This is a genomic window from Aliihoeflea sp. (assembly GCF_052435475.1).
Lineage (GTDB): Bacteria > Pseudomonadota > Alphaproteobacteria > Rhizobiales > Rhizobiaceae > Aliihoeflea.
In genome coordinates, this window is record NZ_JBQVMV010000001.1 from 135619 (window position 1) to 153556 (window position 17938).

Genomic DNA, 17938 nt, shown 5'->3' on the forward strand with positions numbered 1-17938 from the left:
CTCACGCTTCCGGGAGTGGATTGTAGGGAACGACCGTGATGCCCGAGCTTTCGATGAAGAGCTCGTGCACGTCGAGATCGTGCGGCCCATGTCGCTTCTTGACGACCGTGATGTTGCGCCGAAGGCGCCCGTCATGCTCGGTCAGCCTCAGGAGCAGCACCGTGTCGCCAAGGAAGCTGACATCGACGTCGATGCCGACATTCTGTCCCAGAAGTCCGTGCTGCGCGACGATCAGCATCGTCAGCACGCCGGCGCGTGCCAGATATTTCAGCAACGATTGGATGTCGCGAACCGCCTTGTCGCGATGCGGCAGCGAGTTGAGATAGCCGGTGAAGCTGTCGATCACGACGACGCGCGTCGCATCCTCGGTGACGATGGTCTGGACGATCTGAGCGAACTCGCCGGGCGAGATTTCGTTGGGATTGAAATCCCGGATGATCAACTGGCCGGATTCGTAGAACGGCCGCAAATTCATGCCCAGCCCTTCGGAGCGCCGGAAGAAAGTCTCCAGCCGCTCTTCGAACAGAAACAGCGCCACGTTCTCGCCGCGCTCCAGAGCGGCAGTGGAATAGAGCGAGGCCATCGTCGATTTTCCGGTGCCGGATTGGCCTATCACGAGCGTGATAGTTCCCGATTCCTGCCCGCCGCCGAACATCTCGTCGAGCGTGGCGACGCCCGACTTGATCAGTTCGGGTTTGGTTTCCTCCGCCGCCGATCCGGCGACGATGCGCGGGAACACCACGACGCCTTCACCTTCGCGGATGGCCATGTCGTGATAGCCGTCGGCGATCGGCACGCCGCGCATTTTCGACACCTCGATGCGCCGCCGCACGGCGCCATAATCCTGCAGCGACTTGTCGAACCGGATCACGCCATGGGCGATGCCTTCGACCTCCTCGCCATTGTTGCCTTCCCGGTCCTGGGTGTCGAGCAGCAGGGCGACGACGTTGCGCTTGGCTAGGAACGCCTTGAAACCGATCAACTCGCGGCGGAAACGGGGCGTGTCGCCGGTGATGAGGCGGATTTCCAGAAGCGAATCGTAGACGAGCCGGCTCGGTTTGTGTTCCTCTATCGCGCGCTCGATCGCCTGGCGCGTCTCGTCGAGACGCAGTTCCGCCGTCTGGAAGATCGTCTGGTCGGCGCCGCCATTGACGGCGTCGGAAGCCGACAGTTCTTCGACGCGGATGCCGTCCATCGTCCACCCATGCGAAACCGCGATCGACTGCAGTTCGGCAGCGGTCTGCGAAAGGCTCACATAGATGCACCGCTCGCCGGCCTCGACTCCGGCGCGCAGGAACTGCAGCGCTGCGGTGGTCTTTCCGGCGCCCGGAGCGCCCTGAAGCATGTAGAGATTGGACGGCGGGAGACCGCCGCGCAGGATTTCGTCCAGTCCGGTGATGCCGGTCGAAATCGGCTTCGAAGTCTTGCGCTTGGCCATTTCGGCTCCTGCCCTGATGTCCCTGCTTCGTCGCTATCTCATTTGGCAAGGTGGATCGACCAAAAAAGACAATCATCGGGATCTGATGCGTCTTTGGGAAACGCCTCTCGCGAACGCCCTCGACAATTCGCGCCCGTCGGGCCAGAACGCCTCGACCAGCCCGTTACATGGAAAAGACGCTCTTGCCCGTCACGATCTACGGCATCCGCAACTGCGACACGATGAAGAAGGCTTTCGCCTGGCTCGATGCCAACGGCGTCGCCTACGCCTTCCACGACTATCGCGCCGACGGCATCGCCAAGGACGACATCTCCCGCTGGTGCGAGGCGGCCGGCTGGGAGAGAGTGCTGAACAAGGGCAGCCGCACCTTCCGCGCCCTGCCGGCCGAAGCGCGCGAGAATCTCGACGAAGCCAGTGCGATTGCGCTGATGGCCGGCGAGCCGACCATGATCAAGCGGCCGGTCCTCGACACCGGCGATGCGGTCGAGATCGGCTTCAAGCCCGATCGCTACGCCGCGCTTTTCGGTCGCTGACCGGCTCCAGCGACCCAAAGCCGGTTTGTGCGATGATTTGTCATTGCGCCCTTGCCGCCCGCCGCTAATCTCCTTCCAGAATGCACGCACCCGCTATCCCCGTATCCCCCGTCCGTTTGGCCGTCGCCGGTATGCTGTCCATGGCCGTTGCGATGGGCATCGGCCGGTTCGTCTATACGCCAATCCTGCCGGGCATGATGGCCGCGCTCGGCCAGACGACGTCAGAGGCCGGCTTCATCGCCGCATCCAACTACACCGGCTACCTCGTCGGCGCGCTGATCGCCGGCGGCGGCTGGGCGCATGGATGGGAGCGGGCTCTGTCGCTGGCGAGCCTGGCGCTCAGCACCGCGCTGTGCCTCGCCATGGCGCTCACGGACGACTTCGTCGCCTTCCTGGTGATCCGCTTTGCGGCCGGCGTCGCCAGCGCCTTCGTCATGGTGTTCCTGTCGAGCATCATCTTCGCCGGCCTCGCACGGCTCGATCGCAGCGATCTTCAATGGATGCATTTCGGTGGCGTCGGTGTCGGCATCGCGCTGTCTGCGTCGATGGTGGCGCTGCTCGCATTCGGCCAATTCGGCTGGCGGGCGAACTGGATCGGCGCGGCCGGCCTGTCGCTCGCGGCCCTGGCCGCCGTCTGGCTGCTCCTGCCGCGCGCAGGCGGGCAGGGCGGCTCTGCACCCAAGGAGCCAGCGCTCGTCTTCTCGCCCGCCTTGAAGCGTATCGTCTGGGCCTATGGCATCTTCGGCTTCGGCTACGTCGTGACGGCCACCTTCCTGATTGCCATCGTCCGTGACAACGAAAGCGGCGCGGTGCTCGAGGCCGTCGTCTGGCTGGTCACCGGCCTGGCCGTCATCCCGTCTGTCTATCTGTGGGCGCTGGCCGCGCGCCGGTGGGGCTTGCGGCCGGTCTTCGCGGTAGGCTGCGGCGTGGAAGCGGCAGGCGTCATGGCGAGCGTCGCGCTCGGCGGCATGACCGGCCCGCTTCTCGGCGGCATCCTCCTCGGCAACACCTTCGTCGCGATCACCGCGCTCGGCATCCAGATCGGCCGCAACCTCGCCGGCCCGTCGCCGCGCAAGGTGCTCTCGGTCATGACCGCGGCCTTCGGCCTCGGCCAGATCGTCGGCCCGGTCGTTGCCGGCATGGTCGCCGACTGGACCGGCGGCTTCTTCTGGCCGTCCGTCCTCGCCGCGCTGGCGCTCGCCGTTTCCGCGTGGCTGGCCCTGTCATCGAAGACGGCGGCGCGCTCCTGACCCTGTCGCCGGCGCGAACGACACTCTAGAATGGTCAGGCAAAGGGGCGCGCGATGCTGATTCTCATTCTCGGATTGATCCTCTTTCTTGGCATCCACTCGGTGCGAATATTCGTGCCTCGCCTTCGTGATACGCAGATCGCCGCCCGCGGCCTCGGCCCTTGGAAGGGGCTCTATTCGCTGGTCGCCCTTGCCGGCCTCGTCCTCATAATCTGGGGTTACGGCATCGCCCGGCAGACGGCACCGATCCTCTACGAGCCGCCGGTCTGGACGCGCCATCTCAACCTTCTCCTGATGGTCTTCGTCTTCATCGCGCTCGCCGCCTCGCAATTGCCGGCCGGCCGCATCAAGGCCGCGCTCAGGCATCCAATGCTGGTCGCCGTCAAGATCTGGGCGCTCGGCCATCTTCTCGCCAACGGCGATCTGGCGGCGCTGCTGCTGTTCGGCACGTTCCTCGCATGGGCGGTCCTCGACCGTATTTCGGTCAAGCAGCGCGGCGACGCCGGTCCCTTGCCCGGACCGGTCAAATGGGACGTCGCCGCGATCGTCGTCGGCCTCGTCGCCTATGCACTCTTCGCATTCGTGCTGCACGAATGGCTGATCGGCGTTCCCGTCATCGCGTGATTTTGCCGCCCCGCTGCGCCGTGCGGGGATTTTCCCTTCCATGATGCCGATTTTCGGCTAAAACGCTCGCCAATGTGGGCGCCGCCGTCGCGCCCTGTCTCTGGGAATGGTTGTGCTTGATGTCCGACGACAGTTTCATCCGCGAGGTTAACGAGGAGCTTCGACAGGATCGCGCGCGCCAGATCTGGGATCGCTACGGCCTCGCCGCGCTTGGTGTCGCCGCAGTCGTCATTACCGCCACGGTGCTCTATGTCGCGTGGGACTGGTGGACGACACGTCAGGCCAATGCGTCCGGTGACCGCTTCTCTCAGGCGCTGAACCTCGCCAATAGCGGCCAGAACGAGCAGGCCCTTGCCGAACTTTCCGCCCTTCAGGAAGATGGCTTCGGCGCCTATCCGGTGCTCGCCCGCTTCCGCACGGCCACCGTCCAGGCCGACGCCGGTGACCATGCCGCCGCCATCGCCTCGTTCGACGCCGTGGCCAGCGACAATGCGATCCCGCAGGCGATCCGCGATACGGCGCGGTTGCGTGCCGGCTATCTTCTTATCGATCACGGCTCCTATGACGACGTCGCCGCCCGCGTCGAGGCGATGACCGCCAATGACAACGCAATGCGCCATTCCGCGCGCGAGGCGCTTGCGCTCGCGGCGTGGAAGGACGGCCAGTCGGAAGAGGCGCTGCGTCTTTTCGATCTCATCGTCGGCGACGAGCGCGTTTCGGGCAATATGCGCCAGCGCGCCCAGATGATGGCCGAACTCATCCGCGGCACGCAGGAACCTTCGTGAGCTTCAAACTCGCCATCATCGGCCGGCCGAATGTCGGCAAGTCGACGCTTTTCAACCGGCTGGCCGGGCGCAAGCTCGCGCTCGTCGACGACACGCCTGGCGTGACGCGCGACCGCCGCTCGCACACCGCCAAGCTGTACGATCTCGAATTCGAGGTGATCGACACGGCCGGCCTCGAGACGGCCGAGGCGGCGAGCCTTGCCGGCCGCATGCGCCAGCAGACGGAAACGGCCATCGAAGAGGCGGACCTCATCTGCTTCGTGGTCGATGCCAAAACCGGCTTGATGCCCGACGATCGCGCCTTCGCCGATATCGTTCGCCGTTTCGGCAAGCCGGTCGTGCTGGTCGCCAACAAGGCTGAAGCAAAGGGCGCGCAATCCGGCTTTCTCGAAGCCTGGGAACTGGGTCTGGGCGAGCCCATCGGCGTCTCGGCCGAGCACGGAGTCGGCATGGTCGATCTGCGCGATGCGATCGTCGCGGCGATCGGCGAGGAGCGGGCGTTCGGCGAGGACGAGGATGAAGGCGAGGCTTTCGCGGCCGAGCCTCTGATCGGCGAGGATGTGTCCGACGAGGACGAGGAAGCGATCCCTGCCTATGATTCGACGAAGCCGCTGCGCATCGCCGTCGTGGGACGGCCGAATGCTGGCAAGTCGACCCTGATCAATTCGCTCGTCGGCGAAGACCGTCTCCTGACCGGCCCCGAAGCCGGCATTACCCGCGATTCCATTTCCGTCGACTGGGATTGGAACGGCCGCAAGATCAAGCTGTTCGACACGGCCGGTCTGCGGCGCAAGTCGCGCGTTCAGGAAAAGCTGGAAAAGCTGTCCGTCGCCGATGGCCTGCGCGCGATCCGCTTCGCCGAAGTCGTCGTCATCGTGTTCGATGCGACGATCCCGTTCGAAAAGCAGGATCTGACCATTGCCGATTTGATCATCCGCGAGGGCAGGGCGCCCGTGCTGGCGTTCAACAAGTGGGACCTGATCGAGAACCGGCAGGAATTGCTGGCCGAGCTGCGCGAGAAGACGACGCGGCTCCTGCCACAGGTTCGCGGACTGCAGGCCGTGACGATTTCTGCCGAGACCGAACGCGGTCTAGACAAGCTCATGGACGCGATCGAGAAGACGCATCGTGTCTGGAACACGCGCATCTCGACCGGCCGCCTCAATCGCTGGCTGGAAGGCGTCATTGCGCATCATCCGCCACCGGCCGTCGCCGGCCGCCGGCTGAAGATCAAGTACATCACCCAGATCAAGACGCGCCCGCCCGGGTTCGTTTTGTCCTGCACGCGCCCCGAAGCGGTGCCGCAAAGCTATATCCGTTACCTGACGAACGAGCTGCGCCAGGCATTCGACATGCCCGGCGTTCCGATTCGCATGGTGCTGCGCGCTTCGGAAAATCCCTTCGCGGGCCGGGCCAAAAAGAGAACATGACGGGCCGCTCGACCTTTCATGGCCTCTACTGCCTCTAAGTCACATTCACGCCTTACTCCTTGGCGACACGCCATCCATCGGGTGATTTGAGGGGACGGGCGACCGTCGATGATCACCGGGGACATGATCTGGACGCCGGGCGCTGACCCTGCGGCATTAACCGCCCATAAAGGTTAATCGATCATTTTTGGCCGGTCTTGGTATTTGCCGGTTTCGGTTTTTTTGAATGCGTATGGAGCGGGTCCATTGCAGGTAGGGCGTTTGTCGCGTCGCTTGAAGCGTATGTTGGAGGGCAGGTCGGTTCTGACGCCTGCGCTGTTCGGCATCGGCATCTGGCTGGCCTTTCCCACCGCATCCGCCTTCCAGGACATGACGAGCTTCGTTTCCGGACTTGAGACCGGCTCCGGTCGGTGGGGTGCGGTGGTCGAGCAGGCACAGGCCGGCTCGGTCCAACAGGCGGAACTTCCTTTCGTCGATGCGACCGTGACCGGCGCGATTGCCGGCGCTGGTTTCAAGGTTCCCGGCCTCGGCACGGTCGCGCTGCGCTCGCAGGATGGCGAAAAGAACAGCCGGCCCGACGAGGACCGCGTCAATCGCACCGGCAAGCAGGGTCGTCTGTTGAAAATCGCCCCCGTATCGCCCCCGAAATTTTTCAATGCCGGCTCCATCCTCGAGCGAACCTCGTCGCTGCACGACGTCGAGCCCGAATTCGCGATGGCGTTCGTGAAGCCCGAGATCGAGGGCAAGGAACTCGACATCGCGTTCGCCTTCCACCCGACGCACCGGCCCATCGACAATGACATGCCGGTGATGCTAGCCTCGCTGGTCACCAATGAGAAAGCCGACATTCTGGCGACGGCCTATGCGCCGGCCGAGCCCAACTACGCGACGGCGTCGCCCTTCGCGAGCCTCCTCAAGGGCGAGGACCCGTCCGATGGCCGCTTTATTCCGCCGATGGCGCCGGGCGATCACGCCTGGATGAAGATGCCGCTTCCCGCCCATGTCTTTTCCGACAAGGAACAGAAATGCCTCGCCGAGGGCATCTATTTCGAGGCGCGCGGCGAGGAAGTGAAAGGACAGGCGGCCGTTGCGCAAGTGATTCTGAATCGCGTTCGCGCGCCGGCCTATCCGAACACGATTTGCGGCGTGGTTTATCAGAACCGTTCGTGGCGCAACCGCTGCCAGTTCTCCTTCGCCTGCGACGGCACCAAGCCGCGCGTGACGAGCCAGCGCCACTACAAGCTTGCCTCGGACGTCGCGATGGCGGTCACGGCCGGCAAGATCTTCCTGCCCGAGGTCGGCTCCTCTACGCACTATCATGCTACCTATGTCAGCCCCCGCTGGGCGCGTACCATGGACAAGGTGAAGAAGATCGGCCTCCACATCTTCTACCGCACCAAGGGCGGCGGCTGGAGCTGATTGCGGGCAGGCTCGTGCGGTCCGGCGGGGCGATTCTCTCCACCGTCGCCTGCGCGCATTGTCGCAGCCTGCTAATCTCATGATTTTCCTACCAAAATCGCGCCCGATTCAATCCCCGTCCGTGGCTTGACTGGCGCGGGTGCCCTGAATATGTTGCGCGCGACTTTGAAGCGGTAAGCCAATATGGATGCCAGGCGGGTCAGGAGGTTGCGATGGCCGACATGAACGGGCCAGGCGGAACCGGCCGGACCGGCCCGGAGCCGGATGGCAGCGGAGACGATCTCGAACGTCGCCGCCGCGAGCTCGACGCCAAGCTGGCGGTGAAGCGACCGGCGAAGGGCGTCGAGGCGAGCGGTCCGAGGACCGGCGGAATGGCCGGGATGGGCAAGGCCCTGCGACTGTCGAGCGAGTTCATCGCCGGCATCGTGGTCGGGGCGGCCATCGGATGGTTCATCGACACGGCGGCGGGTACGACCCCTTGGGGTCTCGTCGTCTTTCTGCTGCTCGGATTTGCCGCCGGGGTCCTGAACGTCCTTCGTTCCGCCGGTGTCGTGGCAGAACGCGGGGTCGAACCGCCGGACAGCGGCCGGGACCGACACGAAACGTAGCTTTATCCGGCGCGCTGGCGCCGACATCTATATCGAGGGGCGCCTGATGGCCGAAGATCCGATCCACCAGTTTCAGATCTCCAGATTGATTCCGATCGAGATCGGTGGGCTCGACTTCTCCTTCACCAATTCCTCGCTGTTCATGGTCGCCACCGTCGTGACCACGGGCGCGTTCCTGTACCTGACGACGTCGAGCCGCGGCCTGGTGCCGAGTCGCACGCAGTCCGTGTCGGAAATGTCCTACGAATTCGTCGCCAACATGCTGCGCGACGCGACCGGCCCGCAGGGCATGCGCTTCTTCCCGCTCGTCTTCTCGCTCTTCATGTTCATCCTCGTGGCGAACATGTTCGGAATGGTGCCGTATTTCTTCACGGTGACGAGCCATCTCATCGTCACCTTCGCACTTGCCATGATCGTCATGCTGACGCTCGTCGGCTACGGCCTCAAGACCCATGGCGCACGCTTCTTCAAGCTGTTCGTGCCACACGGCGTGCCGGGAGTGCTGGTGCCGCTGGTCGCCTCGATCGAGGTCATCTCGTTCCTGTCGCGCCCGATCAGCCTTTCGGTTCGTTTGTTCGCCAACATGCTCGCCGGTCACATCACGCTGAAGGTCTTCGCGGGTTTCGTCACCACCTTGAGCGGCCTTGGCGCGTTCGGCGTCATCGGCGCGGTGCTGCCGCTGCTCCTGACCATCGCGATCACCGGTCTCGAATTCCTCGTCTCGTTCCTGCAGGCCTACGTCTTCGCGGTGCTGACCTGCATGTACCTGAACGACGCCGTCCATCCCGAGCATTGATCGGACGGGGTTAGCCATCACCGGCCCCCGGGCCGACCATCTTCCAACCGGCATGAATGATGCCAAAGCGAATCCAAAAAGGAGTTTCAAAATGGAAGTAGAAGCAGCACGCGCTCTCGGCGCAGGCATCGCCTGCCTCGGCATGGCCGGCACCGCCCTCGGTCTCGGCAACATCTTCGGCAGCTACCTCTCGGGCGCACTGCGCAACCCGTCGGCAGCCGACGGCCAGTTCGGCCGCCTGATCTTCGGCTTCGCCGTGACGGAAGCTCTGGGCATCTTCTCGCTCCTCATCGCTCTCCTCCTCCTCTTCACGTAAGATGAGGTCCGGCCGGCGGGCGCATCCGCGCCCGCTCGCGCCGTCATTTGCGAGTGCTGAGACCCGCCGGTCGATTTTGTTGGCCGGCAACATGAGCAGGGGATGCACATGTTCGTAACGCCTGGATACGCGCAGGAGACCGCTCCCGCCGAAGGCGAATTGCAGACCGAGATCGTCCACGAGGAAGGCCACGGCGAAGCGGGTTTCCCCCCCTTCGACACGTCGACCTACCCGTCCCAGCTTCTGTGGCTGGCGATCACCTTCGGCCTGTTCTACCTCTTCTTGCAGAAGGTCGTCCTCCCGAGGATCGGAAACATCCTCGAGGTGCGTCGCGACCGCATTGCTCATGATCTCGATCAGGCAGCGCGCAACAAGGAAGAAGCCGACGCCGCGGTTGCTGCCTACGAGCAGGAACTGGCTGATGCCCGCGCCAAGGCGCACGGTATCGCGCAGACGGCGCAGGACGCTGCCAAGGCCGACGCCGAGGCCGAGCGCAAGTCGGTCGAGGCCGATCTCGAGCGCAAGCTCGTCGAAGCCGAGCGTCGCATCGCCACTGTCCGCGAAGCGGCCATGAAGGATGTCGGCACGATCGCCGAGGAAACAGCCGGCGCCATCGTCGAGGCGCTCATCGATCGCAAGCCCGATGACGCGGCCGTTGCCGCAGCCGTCGGCCAGGTTCGATAGGAGCCCGCCATGGACGCCACTTTCTGGGCAACAGTCGCCCTCGTCATCTTCATAGGACTGATCGTCTTCCTGAAGGTGCCGGGCAAGATCGGCGGAACGCTCGACCAGCGCGCCGAGCGCATCCGCAACGAACTCGAAGAGGCACGCCGCCTGCGTGAAGAAGCGCAGCAGCTCCTCGCCGAGTATCAGCGCAAGCGCAAGGAAGCCGAGCAGGAAGCGGGCGACATCGTCGCCGCCGCCAAGCGCGAAGCCAACCATCTGGTCGAGGAAGCCAAGGCACGGACGCAGGAATACGTCGCCCGTCGCACTACGCTCGCCGAGCAGAAGATCGCCCAGGCCGAGCGCGACGCCGTCAACGCCGTCCGCTCCAACGCCGTCGACATCGCGGTCGCCGCTGCGGCCAAGCTGCTCGACGAACGCGCCGATGCCGATGTCAAGGCGCAGCTCTTCAAGTCGTCCCTCGACGACGTGAAGGCTCGCATGAACTGACCCCGGTCAGGGCAGAACTTTGAAAGACCCCGCTCCGGCGGGGTTTTTTGTTGCCAAGTCGGCTGCGCGATTCGATGAAGGCGTTTCCTCGCCCCCATGAAATGGGGGAGAGGTGGCTCGGGCAAAGCCCGAGACGGTGAGGGGGCCTGTGACCTCCGCCGAAAAGCGACGCTACTCCGCAGCGTCCAATCTGAACGGCGCAAACGACAGCCGATGCAGCCGCGCTGCCGGTCCGTGCACCTCAATGGCCGTCCGATGACGCACGGTCGCATAGCCCATATGCACCTCGAACCCGTACGACACATGGATCGTCGCCGTTCGCGACATCATCCGGTCGCGCGTCACCTTGGCGATGATCGACGCCGCAGCGATCGACTGCGAGCGCTGGTCGCCCTTGACCACGGCCTTGCCGTCGCACTTGAGGCCCGGCGGGATGTCGCGTCCGTCGGCGAGCACCAGCTTCGGCTCGACCGCCAGAAGCGTCACCGCCCGGCACATGGCTTCGAGGCTCGCCTTGCGGATATCCGAACAATCGATCGAATCGGCCGAAACCGAGGCCACCGAAACCGCCAGCGCCTTCTTCAGGATTTCGTCGAAGAGCGTCTCGCGTTCGCCATGCGTCATCCGCTTGGAATCGTCGAGCCCCTTCGGGATGCGCTTGGGATCGAGGATCACGGCCGCCGCGACCACCGGTCCTGCAAGCGGCCCACGTCCGGCCTCGTCGGTCCCGCAGACGGGCCACAGGCCCTCGCGCTCGGCAGCGAGCTCCATCCGGAAATCCGGGCGGACGGGCAGGTCGAAGAGAAGCGGAGAATCGGAGCGCGGGCGAGCCATGTTGCGGCAATGCTCGCATTGCGTCCGATTCTCCGCAAGTCCTTCCCGGCCGTGGGGCGGAGCGGGAAGGACACCGTCGGGCAATGATTGGGGACAAGCCGGACGGAACAGAAAACGACGGTAGGAGTGCAATCTTCAGAGGAGCGTCAACTGCTCCCCTTGCTTCAAAGGTGGCACGAACAGGTCGGTGCGCAGCTTCAGCCTTTGCGTGTTGAGCCCGAGCCGCTTGGCGGCAAGTTCGAACCGCCGCCCGATCTGCCAGGCATAGGGCCCCGCGCCCTTCATCCGCTTGCCGAATTCGGCATCGTAGTCCTTGCCGCCTCGCATTGAGCGCACCAGCGACATCACGTGCCGATAGCGGTCGGGATAGTGCTGCAACAGCCAGTCCTTGAAGATCGAGCTCACCTCCAGCGGCAGGCGCAGGATGACGTAGCCCGCTTCCCTCGCGCCGGCCGCCGCGGCCGAATCGAGGATGCGCTCGATCTCCGCATCGTTGAGGCCGGGAATGACCGGGCCGATCATGACCGAAGTCGGGATGCCGGCTTCCGACAGCGCCCGCACGGCCTCCAGCCTGCGCGGCGGCGTCGCTGCTCGCGGCTCCATGGCCCGCGCCAATTTGCGGTCGAGCGTCGTCACCGACAGCGCCACCTTGGCGAGACCCTTCTCCGCCATCCGCGACAGGATGTCGATGTCGCGCATGACCAGCGCCGATTTGGTCACGATGCCGACCGGATGGTTGTGCCGCTCGAGCACTTCCAGCAACTCGCGCATGATGCGCCATTCCTTCTCGATCGGCTGGTAGGGGTCCGTGTTGGTGCCGATCGCGATGGTCTTCGGCTGGTAGCCGTCCTTCGCCAGCTCCCTCTCCAGAAGGCGCGGCGCATCAGGTTTGGCGAAGAGCTTCGATTCGAAATCCAGCCCCGCCGAAAGCCCCATATAGCTGTGCGTCGGCCGCGCGAAGCAGTAGACGCAGCCGTGCTCGCAACCGCGGTAAGGATTGATGGAGCGGTCGAAGGAAATGTCGGGCGAATCGTTGCGGGTGATGATCGTGCGCGGCTTTTCGATCTGCACGTCCGTCTTGAACGGCGGCAGTTCCTCGAAAGAGTTCCAGCCATCGTCGAAGACGTGCCGCTCGAACTTCTCGAAGCGCCCACTTGGATTGACGCCCGCGCCACGCCCACGCCGCCTGTCCGGCACCACGCGCAGGCCGCTTTCCTCGATCATCGCATTGGCCATATGCGCATCTCCGCTTGTGAAAGCGGCAACGTCGGCTCGTCTGATCTGTTCCATGTCGTTCTCCTGGCGCCGCGTCGGGGGCGCTCTGGGAATCGGCGTTTCGATGAAACAATTCCTATCTATTGAAAAAGAACAAAGAAAGAACTTTCTTCGCGTTCGCGCATCTGGCCACCTCATTCAGACTGCGCTAATGAAGGGCATGATCTCCGTATTGATCGAGACGAAAAACGACGAGGAGCGCCTGGCGAAGACGCTCGCCTCGCTCGTGACCGGCGCCGTCGAGGGTCTGGTGCGCGAGGTCATCGTCTGCGATCTAGGCTCGTCCGATGGCACCGAAACGGTGGCCGAACACGCGGGCTGCGTCTTCCTTGCGGAAACTCGCGGCGAAGACGCCTTGGCCAAGGCGCGCAGCGACTGGGTCCTGCTGCTGAAGCCCGGCGCGCGCCTCGTTCCCGGCTGGGTCGAGGCGGCGCGCGAGCATGTCGCGGTTGCCAACGGTCCGGCGACCTTCTCGCGCTCGCGTCAGACGGAATTGCCGTTCTGGTCGAATTGGCTGACGCGGCGCGAACGCATCGCCGAGGGCCTTCTCATGCGAAAGAGCATGCCGACGAAGGGCAGGCCGCTTCGCCTGCGCGCCGAAATCCACGCCGTCTGATCAGACGATCTGGCCTGCGCCGCGCTTCAGGTGCTCGTTCAGCCGCGGCATGATCTCCACGAAATTGCACGGCATGTGGCGATAGTCGAACTGGTCCTTCAGTATGCCGTCCCAGGCGTCGCGGCAGGCGCCTGGCGAGCCTGGCAGCACGAAGACGAAGGTTTGGTTCAACAGCCCCGCCGTCGCGCGGCTCTGGATCGTCGAAGTGCCGATCTTGTCGGCCGAGATCTTGTGGAACAGCGCCGCAAACCCCTCCATGCGCTTTTCGAACAGCGGCTCCAGCGCTTCGGGTGTCACGTCGCGCCCTGTGAAGCCAGTCCCGCCCGTGGTGATGATCGCGTCGATCGCCTCGTCCCGAGCCCACGAATTCACCTTGGCGCGAATCGCCGCGATGTCGTCCTTGACGATGTCGCGCTGCGCAACTTCGTGGCCCGCCGCCTTGATCCGCTCGACGAGCGTCGCGCCGGACTTGTCCTCGTCGAGGCTGCGCGTGTCCGAAACCGTGAGCACGGCGAAGGTGACGGTGATGAAGGGGCGTTCGCTCATGGTTCGATCCGTCTTTTGAAGCTTCCAGAGGCGTGGCTTTGCGTGGCGACCACGAACCACGAACCCTTCGCGGCCCGCATTCGTTCCGCCGTCCGTTCGGCCCGGTCGCTATCTGCAAATATGCCGAAACAAGTCGCGCCTGATCCCGACATCCGCGCGAAGTCGGCGCCGGACCGTTCGAGCAGTTCCAGGCACTCCCCGATCTGCGGCGCATAGGCGATAGCCGGCGCCTGCAGATCGTTTCGCGTTCCACGCAGCCATTCGACCACGTCGCCTTCGGGCAGGCCCGGCAGAGGCGCATTGTCGGGCGAGGGGAGGCGGCGGAAGATTTCCGAAGTCGGCACCTCGACGCCCGGATTGACAAGCACCAGCGACAGGGCGGGAAATTTCTGCACAAGATCGATCCGCTCGCCGATCCCACGCGCGCGCAGCGGCTCGGCAGCAAGGCACATCGGCAGATCAGCGCCCAGCCTCAGCCCGATAGCGGCCCGATCGCCCTTCGCCATCCCGGCAAGACAAGCCGCCGCATCGCTCGACCCGCCGCCGATGCCCGAAGCCGGCGGTAAATTCTTCGTCAGCCGCAACGCCAGCGGCCCGCGCACGCCTTGTGCTTGGCGAATTGCATCGCGCGCCTTGATGACGAGATTGCTTGCGTCCGTCGGAACGCCTGTCGCAAACGGCCCCTCGACCTGAAAACTGTCCGCAGCGGCCGGCCCGATCTCCAATTCGTCGCCAAACCGCGTGAACACGACGAGCGTATCGAGCAGATGATACCCATCCGCTCGCCTGCCGGTCACATGCAGCGCAAGGTTGATCTTCGCCGGGGCGCAGAGGCGCAGCCGCTCGATCACGCCGGCCGTGTCAGGCTCAGTCCTTGGCAACCCGGTACTCGCCGGTCGCCGGGTCCTTCACAAGCGTCCCGATCGCGCCGGTACGCGCTTCGCTCTCGTTGCGTCGCGCGCGCGCCGTGATCTTCTCGGCTTCGCGAATGAAGCGCCGGTAGCCGAGCACCGCTGCGGCTCCGACGGCCGCGAAGAAGAGTAGCTGGGGCATCGCGTTCATCCGCTCCGATCATCACGCAGTGGGCATGACAGAACACATACTAGGCATTTTCGTGATCGCGATCAAAGCCCGTAGCGGCTCCAAAGAGCCCGTTCGCTCGCCGTATCGGCAATGCCCTGTGCTGCCGAATGCGCGATCTCCTGGCTAAGCCCGCCAATGCCGAGCTTACGGCCGAAAAGCCCGCGCGGCATGGTGATGAGCTGCATCCGCGTCTTGTCGCCGTAGCGGTCCTTCAGCACCTGTCGCATATCGCCCAGATGGTCGACGAGGCCGAGCTCCATCCCCTTGCGCCCGGTCCAGAACAGCCCGGTGAAGAGGTCGGGATGGTCGGCCAGTTTCGCCCCGCGCCGCTCGCGCACCAGGTCGATAAACGTCTCGTGAACCTCGAGCTGCAACGCCTTCAGCTTCTCGATGTCCTCGGGCCGCTCCGGCTTGAACGGGTCGAGCACCGACTTGTTCTGCCCGGCCGTATGCACCCGCCGTTCGACGCCGATCTTCTTGATCAGGTCCTGGAAGCCGAACGAGGCGGAGACGACGCCGATCGAGCCGACGATGGAGGAGGGGTCGGCGAAAATCTCGTCGCCGGCGCAGGCGATCATGTAGCCGCCCGATGCCGCGACATCCTCGACGAAGATGAGAACGGTCTTGTTCTTCTCGACCGCCAGGTCACGGATGCGCTTGTAGATCAGCCGCGACTGCACGGGAGAGCCGCCCGGCGAATTGATGGAGATCGCAACGGCCGGCGCGTCCTGCACGGCGAATGCCTTTTCGATCAGCCCAGCCGTCGTCGCCAGAGAAAGGTTCTGCCTGAGCGGGCTCGCGCCTGACATGATCGCGCCATGCAGCCGGATCACCGGGATGGTGACGGCGGTCGAGCGAAGGGATTTCGGAAGGATCTTGTTGACGAGGCGTCGCACGTTCGGTCGGTCTCCTGTTGCCCTCTCCATGTAGGGCTGGCGCACGGCTGCGCAATGCACGCATGGGGAGCCGTCGGGATGCGCCGGTCAGGCGAACAGCGCACGCTCGCCGTTGATCGCCGCCTCCGCCTCGGGCGTGAACCCGTTGCCCGTCTCGCCGTGCAGCGTCAGCGGCGGTAGCATCGAGAGCGTGCCGCGCTGGCCCCGCCAGGCGCGCATCACGATGCGGATCGCCGCCTTGCCCGGCCGCGGGTGGATGGCCATCAGTTCCGCGCTGCCGAACCGGCCGTCGATCGCCGCCAGCATCGCAGCGAGCGACGCCGGGCGCGCAATGATCGCAAGCCCCCCGCGCGGCCGCACGATGGCCGCTGCCGTGCGAACCCATTCCTCGAACAGCCCGTCCGTCATCACATGCGCCGCCTGGCGCAGCGCGTCCGGCGAAGCCCGGTCGGCGGCGTCGTTATAGGGCGGGTTCATGATGGCGAAGTCGCAGCAATTGTCGCCGAGCCCGGCCGCGATCCGCGCTTTGCCGCGCAAGCTCACGTCGGCCTCGATCACGGTTGTCCGGCTTTCAAATGCCGCATTCTCCGACAGTTCCAGCGTCGCGCGCGCAAATGCCGCCATCTCGCCTTCGCGTTCGACAAGCATCGCCGCAGCATCGGAAGAACGCGCCAATACCGCCAGCCCGGCCGCCCCGGCGCCAGCGCCTAGGTCGGCGACGCGCCCCGCAAACCCGTCCGGCACTGCCGCCGCCAGCAGCATGGCATCGAGCCCGGCGCGATGCCCGCGACCGGCCGGCTGCACCAGATGAAAGCGCCCGCGATGAAAGGCGTCAACCGTCTTAGATGTCACGGCTTCAATTCGTCGACGATGCCGGCATCGGTCAGCACGCGCCGTGCCTGTGCGTGGTCGTCATCCGTCACCATCACCCTGCGCGGCAGGATGCCGATCGAGCCTTCCAGGATGCTCATGTTCTGGTCGGCGACGAAGAAATCGATGTCGGCGTCGCGCAGGAGACTCTCCACGAACGAGATCAGGACGATATCGTTGGTGCGCATCAGTTCCTTCATGGCTTCCCTCGGCTCGTTTCCACTCTATGTAGCGGGCGTCCGGGTGGCCCGAAACCCCAGCCTTGCGCCAATTCGCCTCTTGCCCGCAATAAGGCGCCGCCATAAGGTCCGCGCCGACCCCGGCAGGCCGTCCGGCAGATCCCTTGGGAGACGATTTTGAGCGTAGTAGTGAATATCGGCAGCACGCGCGGGCACACGGCATCGATCGATGCGCTGCTGGAACTCACGCGCGCCGATATGGCCAAGGTGAACGAGCTGATCCTCGCCAAGGCCGGCTCCAATGTCGAGATGATCCCGCAGATCGCCAATCACCTCATCTCGTCAGGCGGCAAGCGCCTGCGGCCGATGATGACGCTCGCCGCCGCCCAGATGTTCGGCTACGCCGGAGACGGACACGTCAAGCTGGCCATGGCGGTCGAGTTCATGCACACCGCGACGCTTCTTCACGACGACGTCGTGGACGAAAGCGCGCTGCGCCGCGGCCGCAGCACGGCGCGCATGATCTGGGGCAACCAGGCAAGTGTCCTCGTCGGCGACTACCTGCTCGGTCAGGCCTTCCGCGTCATGGTCGATGTCGGCTCGCTCGACGCGCTCGACGTCCTGTCATCGGCCGCCTCGGTCATCGCCGAGGGCGAGGTCATGCAGCTCGGCGTCGCCAAGAATCTCGAGACCACCGAAGACGACTATCTCGCCGTCATCAAGGCGAAGACCGCCGCGCTCTTCTCGGCAGCCGCCGAAGTCGGCCCGATCATCGCCGTCGCCTCGAAAGCGGACCGCGCGGCCCTGCGCTCATACGGCGTCAATCTCGGCCTTGCCTTCCAGCTCGTCGACGACGCGCTCGATTATGGCGGCAACGCCAAGGACCTCGGCAAGAATGTCGGCGACGATTTCCGCGAGGGCAAGGTCACGTTGCCGGTGATCCTGAGCTTCCGCCGCGGCACGCCCGAAGAGCGCGCCTTCTGGAAGAGCGCCATCGAGGACGCGCAAAGCGACGATACCGCGCTCGAAAAGGCGCGCGGCCTGATGGTGAAGTACGGTGCGATCAACGACACCATTGCCCGCGCCCGCCATTTCGGCGCCATCGCGCATGACGCGCTCGCCCCGCTTCCCGACGGTGCGCAAAAGCGCGCGCTGGTTGATGTCATCGATTTCTGTATCAGCCGCGTTTCCTGAGCTCGTTTCGCGCCCGGGTGACCGGAACGTGAAAGCGGGGCGATTGAAGCGTGACCCCAAAAAGGCCATGCTTT

The 17938-nt window shown here is 64.8% G+C and carries 22 protein-coding genes; 13 read left to right on the plus strand and 9 right to left on the minus strand.

Annotated elements, in window-relative coordinates:
• Position 1 precedes the first annotated feature (1 nt).
• The gene (locus ACT6QU_RS00675) at positions 2-1438 is read right to left on the minus strand and encodes an ATPase domain-containing protein (protein WP_444564789.1); all 1437 of its coding nucleotides are present in this window, start codon (positions 1436-1438) and stop codon (positions 2-4) included.
• A 182-nt stretch (positions 1439-1620) separates the two neighbouring features.
• On the opposite strand from ACT6QU_RS00675, the gene ACT6QU_RS00680 reads away from it, so the two are divergent.
• The 11 genes from ACT6QU_RS00680 to ACT6QU_RS00730 all read left to right on the plus strand — a co-directional run bounded on the left by ACT6QU_RS00680 (position 1621) and on the right by ACT6QU_RS00730 (position 10371).
• A complete protein-coding gene (locus ACT6QU_RS00680) occupies positions 1621-1971 on the plus strand; it encodes an arsenate reductase (protein ID WP_444564860.1) in 351 nt (116 codons plus the stop codon).
• 131 nt (positions 1972-2102) lie between these two features.
• Positions 2103-3221 (plus strand): YbfB/YjiJ family MFS transporter, encoded by a 1119-nt coding sequence (locus tag ACT6QU_RS00685; RefSeq protein ID WP_444564790.1) that lies wholly within the window; start codon positions 2103-2105, stop codon positions 3219-3221.
• A 53-nt stretch (positions 3222-3274) separates the two neighbouring features.
• Entirely contained in the window at positions 3275-3844 is a 570-nt protein-coding gene (locus ACT6QU_RS00690; protein WP_444564791.1) for an NnrU family protein, read from the plus strand.
• Positions 3845-3963: 119 nt separating this feature from the next.
• On the plus strand, positions 3964-4629 hold the full coding sequence (locus ACT6QU_RS00695) for a tetratricopeptide repeat protein (RefSeq protein WP_444564792.1): 666 nt from the start codon (positions 3964-3966) through the stop codon (positions 4627-4629).
• Entirely contained in the window at positions 4626-6059 is a 1434-nt protein-coding gene (gene der, locus ACT6QU_RS00700) for a ribosome biogenesis GTPase Der (RefSeq protein ID WP_444564793.1), read from the plus strand. Before ACT6QU_RS00695 ends, der begins: the two co-directional genes overlap by 4 nt.
• Positions 6060-6320: 261 nt before the next feature.
• On the plus strand, positions 6321-7478 hold the full coding sequence (locus ACT6QU_RS00705; protein ID WP_024586324.1) for a cell wall hydrolase: 1158 nt from the start codon (positions 6321-6323) through the stop codon (positions 7476-7478).
• 212 nt (positions 7479-7690) lie between these two features.
• Positions 7691-8086 carry an AtpZ/AtpI family protein gene (locus ACT6QU_RS00710; RefSeq protein ID WP_444564794.1) on the plus strand — a complete coding sequence of 132 codons (396 nt, stop codon included), beginning with the start codon at positions 7691-7693 and terminating at the stop codon, positions 8084-8086.
• Positions 8087-8132: 46 nt separating this feature from the next.
• Complete coding sequence (locus ACT6QU_RS00715) at positions 8133-8882, plus strand: F0F1 ATP synthase subunit A (protein WP_444564795.1); 750 nt, start codon at positions 8133-8135, stop codon at positions 8880-8882.
• Positions 8883-8973: 91 nt separating this feature from the next.
• Positions 8974-9198, plus strand: a complete 225-nt coding sequence (locus tag ACT6QU_RS00720) for a F0F1 ATP synthase subunit C (RefSeq protein WP_024586321.1) — start codon at positions 8974-8976, stop codon at positions 9196-9198.
• A gap of 108 nt (positions 9199-9306) precedes the next feature.
• Positions 9307-9882, plus strand: a complete 576-nt coding sequence (locus tag ACT6QU_RS00725) for a F0F1 ATP synthase subunit B (RefSeq protein WP_024586320.1) — start codon at positions 9307-9309, stop codon at positions 9880-9882.
• Positions 9883-9891: 9 nt separating this feature from the next.
• Positions 9892-10371 carry a F0F1 ATP synthase subunit B gene (locus ACT6QU_RS00730; protein ID WP_024586319.1) on the plus strand — a complete coding sequence of 160 codons (480 nt, stop codon included), beginning with the start codon at positions 9892-9894 and terminating at the stop codon, positions 10369-10371.
• Between the two features lie 171 nt (positions 10372-10542).
• Here ACT6QU_RS00730 and ACT6QU_RS00735 read toward each other — a convergent pair whose 3' ends face one another.
• Together ACT6QU_RS00735 and ACT6QU_RS00740 are read right to left on the minus strand one after the other, a co-directional pair.
• A complete protein-coding gene (locus tag ACT6QU_RS00735; protein ID WP_444564796.1) occupies positions 10543-11205 on the minus strand; it encodes a ribonuclease HII in 663 nt (220 codons plus the stop codon).
• A 135-nt stretch (positions 11206-11340) separates the two neighbouring features.
• The gene (locus ACT6QU_RS00740; RefSeq protein ID WP_444564797.1) at positions 11341-12495 is read right to left on the minus strand and encodes a PA0069 family radical SAM protein; all 1155 of its coding nucleotides are present in this window, start codon (positions 12493-12495) and stop codon (positions 11341-11343) included.
• A 136-nt stretch (positions 12496-12631) separates the two neighbouring features.
• On the opposite strand from ACT6QU_RS00740, the gene ACT6QU_RS00745 reads away from it, so the two are divergent.
• Entirely contained in the window at positions 12632-13096 is a 465-nt protein-coding gene (locus ACT6QU_RS00745; protein WP_444564798.1) for a glycosyltransferase, read from the plus strand.
• Here the strand turns inward: ACT6QU_RS00745 and moaB are convergent, their stop codons facing one another.
• The 6 genes from moaB to ACT6QU_RS00775 all read right to left on the minus strand — a co-directional run bounded on the left by moaB (position 13097) and on the right by ACT6QU_RS00775 (position 16691).
• The gene (gene moaB, locus ACT6QU_RS00750) at positions 13097-13642 is read right to left on the minus strand and encodes a molybdenum cofactor biosynthesis protein B (RefSeq protein ID WP_444564799.1); all 546 of its coding nucleotides are present in this window, start codon (positions 13640-13642) and stop codon (positions 13097-13099) included. It lies immediately after the preceding gene.
• Positions 13639-14523, minus strand: a complete 885-nt coding sequence (locus ACT6QU_RS00755) for a 4-(cytidine 5'-diphospho)-2-C-methyl-D-erythritol kinase (RefSeq protein WP_444564800.1) — start codon at positions 14521-14523, stop codon at positions 13639-13641. Before ACT6QU_RS00755 ends, moaB begins: the two co-directional genes overlap by 4 nt.
• On the minus strand, positions 14510-14695 hold the full coding sequence (locus ACT6QU_RS00760) for a hypothetical protein (RefSeq protein WP_024586313.1): 186 nt from the start codon (positions 14693-14695) through the stop codon (positions 14510-14512). Before ACT6QU_RS00760 ends, ACT6QU_RS00755 begins: the two co-directional genes overlap by 14 nt.
• A 71-nt stretch (positions 14696-14766) precedes the next feature.
• Entirely contained in the window at positions 14767-15621 is an 855-nt protein-coding gene (locus tag ACT6QU_RS00765; protein WP_444836595.1) for a S49 family peptidase, read from the minus strand.
• A gap of 87 nt (positions 15622-15708) precedes the next feature.
• Positions 15709-16482, minus strand: a complete 774-nt coding sequence (locus ACT6QU_RS00770) for a tRNA1(Val) (adenine(37)-N6)-methyltransferase (protein WP_444564861.1) — start codon at positions 16480-16482, stop codon at positions 15709-15711.
• Complete coding sequence (locus ACT6QU_RS00775; protein WP_024586310.1) at positions 16470-16691, minus strand: putative signal transducing protein; 222 nt, start codon at positions 16689-16691, stop codon at positions 16470-16472. Before ACT6QU_RS00775 ends, ACT6QU_RS00770 begins: the two co-directional genes overlap by 13 nt.
• 156 nt (positions 16692-16847) lie before the next feature.
• On the opposite strand from ACT6QU_RS00775, the gene ACT6QU_RS00780 reads away from it, so the two are divergent.
• Complete coding sequence (locus tag ACT6QU_RS00780) at positions 16848-17864, plus strand: polyprenyl synthetase family protein (protein ID WP_444564802.1); 1017 nt, start codon at positions 16848-16850, stop codon at positions 17862-17864.
• The last annotated feature ends 74 nt before the right edge of the window (positions 17865-17938 follow it).